This window comes from Micromonospora sp. NPDC049060 (genome assembly GCF_040649055.1).
Taxonomy (GTDB): domain Bacteria; phylum Actinomycetota; class Actinomycetes; order Mycobacteriales; family Micromonosporaceae; genus Micromonospora; species Micromonospora reichwaldensis.
The window spans coordinates 1-3806 of record NZ_JBEZEV010000167.1 but is presented as its reverse complement, the minus strand read 5'-3'; the positions used below and the strand labels follow the sequence as shown (position 1 = coordinate 3806).

Annotated in this window: 6 protein-coding genes; 5 read left to right on the top strand and 1 reads right to left on the bottom strand. The window is 72.4% G+C overall.

What is annotated here, in order from left to right:
• Window positions 1-169 precede the first annotated feature (169 nt).
• Window positions 170-322, top strand: a complete 153-nt coding sequence (locus AB0B83_RS30020; RefSeq protein WP_357580995.1) for a hypothetical protein — start codon at window positions 170-172, stop codon at window positions 320-322.
• A 189-nt stretch (window positions 323-511) separates the two neighbouring features.
• On the opposite strand, the gene AB0B83_RS30015 is transcribed toward AB0B83_RS30020, so the two are convergent.
• Window positions 512-1066, bottom strand: a complete 555-nt coding sequence (locus tag AB0B83_RS30015; protein WP_357580994.1) for a nucleotidyltransferase family protein — start codon at window positions 1064-1066, stop codon at window positions 512-514.
• Between the two features lie 187 nt (window positions 1067-1253).
• Between AB0B83_RS30015 and AB0B83_RS30010 the strand changes: the two genes are divergently transcribed.
• The 4 genes from AB0B83_RS30010 (at window position 1254) to AB0B83_RS29995 (ending at window position 3675) form a co-directional block, all read left to right on the top strand.
• Window positions 1254-1625 carry a VOC family protein gene (locus AB0B83_RS30010; RefSeq protein WP_357580993.1) on the top strand — a complete coding sequence of 124 codons (372 nt, stop codon included), beginning with the start codon at window positions 1254-1256 and terminating at the stop codon, window positions 1623-1625.
• A gap of 189 nt (window positions 1626-1814) precedes the next feature.
• Complete coding sequence (locus AB0B83_RS30005) at window positions 1815-2096, top strand: hypothetical protein (RefSeq protein WP_357580992.1); 282 nt, start codon at window positions 1815-1817, stop codon at window positions 2094-2096.
• A 242-nt stretch (window positions 2097-2338) separates the two neighbouring features.
• The gene (locus AB0B83_RS30000) at window positions 2339-2965 is read left to right on the top strand and encodes a LysE family transporter (protein WP_357580991.1); all 627 of its coding nucleotides are present in this window, start codon (window positions 2339-2341) and stop codon (window positions 2963-2965) included.
• Window positions 2966-3021: 56 nt separating this feature from the next.
• The gene (locus AB0B83_RS29995; RefSeq protein WP_357580990.1) at window positions 3022-3675 is read left to right on the top strand and encodes an acVLRF1 family peptidyl-tRNA hydrolase; all 654 of its coding nucleotides are present in this window, start codon (window positions 3022-3024) and stop codon (window positions 3673-3675) included.
• Window positions 3676-3806 lie beyond the last annotated feature (131 nt).

The window sequence follows — 3806 nt, the reverse complement described above, 5'->3', positions numbered from 1 at the left end:
TTACACTGGGTCCCTTTATCACCAACCCCCGCGGGGGGGCCCCCCCCGCCCCCCCCCGGGGTAAAACCGCCCCGCCGGCCCCCCCGTGCTACCCGGGGCGCCGCCCCCCGGGGGGGGGCGGCGCGCTCGACGCTTTCTCGGCGCGATCACCCTGAATCGCCTGGGTCTCGTGACGTCCGGCTCCGGCTGGGCCCTCGCCGACACCGGCGGCGCGATCGACTTCAGCGACCCTGTCGTACGCGCCCAGTACCGCTATGCCGCAAGCGTCCGTCTCGACAGCGGCACCGTCACCCTCGACGGCCTGACCGCCCGCCGCGCCTGACCCAACGGCCGATCCGCAGAGCAGTGGATCTGCGGATCGGCGACCGACGTCGACGCCGGCGTCGACGTCCTCTTCTGCCGCGAAGCGCCCGTCATGCAAGGTAACCAGGTCGCGGGGTGCGAGCATCCCGGACCTGCCGAGAGGAGGACGTCCTGTCGAGGCTGCCCTTCCCTTCGCCCGGCGTGAGCGCTAGATCTCCAGCCGCAGTCCGGCCCATCGGTCGAGCCATCCCTTGACCTGCACGCGGCGCTGCACCTTCGCGCGGCCCGCCGCATTGTTGAAGGCTGGAGAGGGGCGGACAACCATTCCTACAAGGTCAGCCAACCCATGGCAGGAAACCAGGTGAACAGAGTCACCCCGCAGGGTAACCGCGACGCACGTTGCCGTTTCGGGCCAGCGCGATATCGCGTCCAGGGCGGACGTGTAGGGCTCATCGCCATTGCGCAGATGCATCCGTGCTTGATTACGAATTTCCCACGGCACCCCAGGCAGGGCCACCATGGCTTGGGCTTCGGCGCGTGCGTCCTCGCGTGGGTCCAGCTTTTCCGGGTCGAAGTAGGCGACATCCACGTCGCGCTCCGGCGAGGCCGCGATGTTGCTGATCGCGTCCCAGACGCGGTTGCGTACGAAGCCGGCACCGATCCACCAGTCCGATAATCCAAGGTCGGCCGTAACTCGAAGGACTTTCATTGCTCCCGGGTCTGACTCGATTACGCCCACAACGTCCTGCGCGCTCCTGACCACCTCAGGGACCCTGGACCAGCGGACGTACGCGGATTGCCCTCCACGCCGCCTCGACGTTGTGCACCCGGTCCGGAGCCAGGCCCCGTCGGCGTAGCAGTCCGGCCAGTTCTTCCGGCGAGTCACGCCACGCGATACCCACGCTTCAGCCTCCCCCCTCGGAACCGTAACCATGTCCTACGGTGGGTCCATGGACTGGAAGATCGAACTCATCCCCGTTCCGGTGACCGATGTCGACCGGGCCAAGGAGTTCTACCAGAAGGTGGGCTTCAACGCCGACCACGATCACAGGGTGCACGAGGGCCTGCGGTTCGTCCAGCTCACACCACCCGGCTCGGCCTGCTCCATCGTGATCGGCGAGGGCATCACCGACAAGACTCCCGGCACCCAGGAAATCCAGGTTGTGGTCGCCGACGCCGAGGCGGCGCGCCGGCAACTGCTCGACGCCGGCGTCGATGCCAGCGAGGTCGAGGTGCAGCCATGGGGCAGCTTCGTCTACTTCGGCGATCCTGACGGCAACAGGTGGTCGCTGCAGGCGATCGAATCACGCCCCAACGGCTGATCGATGGCCCACGACAGCCCTGGCAATGCCTGAGGTACTGCGCTCAGCGGTCGATACGACCCCACCGTCGGTGAGGACCCCTCTGGGAACTGGTCCCTGAGGCGACCATCGTGTATATCAAGCGCCACCCGGTCTCGGTGCTCGCATCCCACCTGGCCGGGCCTGTCCTGCGCGGTGGTCACTGTCGCCATGGTGGTCCACCTGGCCGGTCGGGTGTCCAGCCGCCCATCTCGGAGGCTGCCATGGTCACTGGCGCTCGCCCTGCTCGCCGTGACCGCGCTCGCCCTGCGCACCGCAACCCTGCCCGACTACAGCAACCAGGCGCAGCGGACAACACTCGCCACGATTGCCTTCGTAGAGGTTGTCGCCGTGCTGGCGGTAGGCGTACCGCTCGCCGTACTGGCCATCCGAGCACTGCGCCGACTTCCACCGATCCCCACCGTCGCCCCAAGACCCACCACACCGACGTAGGAACTCGTCCGTCGGGGCGACTGTGACCCTCGGTAACGCCACCCCCGCCGAGCCCTGCGGTCGCGCCCACCTGCGGATGAACGGCGTCGGTGGGGAATTCGGTGGCAGGGTCGCGGTGGCGGGGCCGAGGATGAGCGGGTGATCGAGACGTACCCGACGAAGACCGTCCCCGTCGCCGCGGCCGCCGCCGCACGGCGACAGCGGACCGCGTCCGGTCGCGTCCCGACCCGCCGCCGACTGTCGTGACCGGCGCGTTCCTGGCCGGTCTGCTCGCCGGCTACGGCGTTGCCATCCCGGTCGGCGCGATCGCGGTCCTCATCCTCGGGCTCAGCGCCCGCACGTCGTTCCGGGTCGGCGCCGCCGCCGCGTTCGGGGTGGCCACCGCCGACGGGCTCTACGCCGCCGTGGCGGCCCTCGGCGGGGCCGCCGTCGCCGGGCTGATCGCCCCGGTCGCCGGGCCGCTGCGGCTGGCCGCCGCACTGGTGCTGCTCGTCCTCGCCGGCCACGGCGCCTGGCGCGCGCTGCGTCCACAAGCCGCGACCGGGACCGCCGGCGTCCGCCGGGGCCTGGAGACCCCGGTCCGCGCCTTCACCGGCGTGCTCGCGCTGACCCTGCTGAACCCCGCGACCGTGGTCTACTTCGCCGCGCTCGTGCTGGGCCGTACGGACCACGCCGAGCCGGATCCGCTCGCCGCCGGCCTCTTCGTGTTCGGCGCGTTCGTCGCCTCGGCGAGCTGGCAGCTGTTGATCGCCGGCGGAGGCACCCTGGTCGGCCGGGTGCTCACCGGCCCGCGCGGTCGACTCGTGACCGCGCTGCTCTCCAGTGCCATCATCGCCGCCCTGGCCCTGGCGATGCTGCTGTCCGGCTAGCCGGGCCACCCACCCACGGCGGTCAGCCGGCGTCGCCGTGCCGTAGGTTCGGGCGTATGAGCAGCCGACCGGCCGCCGGAGGCGGCCGCTGGGTCGAGGTGGATCCCGCCCGGGTCGCCCGGTGGGTCGAGGGCTTCGCCGACCGGCACGGCCCGCCCACCACCACCGTCGAGGCGTACGGGCTGCTGCTCGCCGCCCCGGACGGCGCGACCGCCGAGCTGCACGCCCCGCCCGGCGCGCCCGCCACCCCCGACGTGCCCGGCTTCGTGGTCGCCGCGACCGCGCCGCGCCGGATCGGCCTGCTGCTCGCCCGCAAGGGCGCGGTGGCCCTCGGCGTCGCGGCGGGGGAGAAGCTGGTGGTCTCCAAGGTGGACACCCGCTACGTGCAGGGGCGCACCGCCGCCGGGGGCTGGTCGCAGCAGCGCTTCGCCCGGCGGCGCGACAACCAGGCGAAGGCGGCGCTGGGCGACGCGGCCGACCTGGCCGTACGGCTGCTGCTGCCGGAGGCGGCGTCGTTGCGCGCGGTGGTCTGCGGCGGCGACCGGCGGGCGGTGGACACCGTGCTCGCCGACCGGCGCCTCGCCCCGCTGGCGGCGCTGCGTGCCGACCGGCTGCTGGACGTGCCCGAGCCCCGGCACGCGGTGCTCGTCGGCGCGATCGCGGCGGCCCGGGCGGTCCGCATCCTGGTGCGGGAGCCCGCGCCGTCCTGAGCGAGCCCGCGCCGTCCTGAACGGCGACCGCGTCGGGAGCGACGCCGACGGCCATCGCGGACCCCTGGTCGACCCCACGCACGACGGCGGCCGGCGGGCGCCTGGTCGACGTGTACGACCGCGCCTACGAG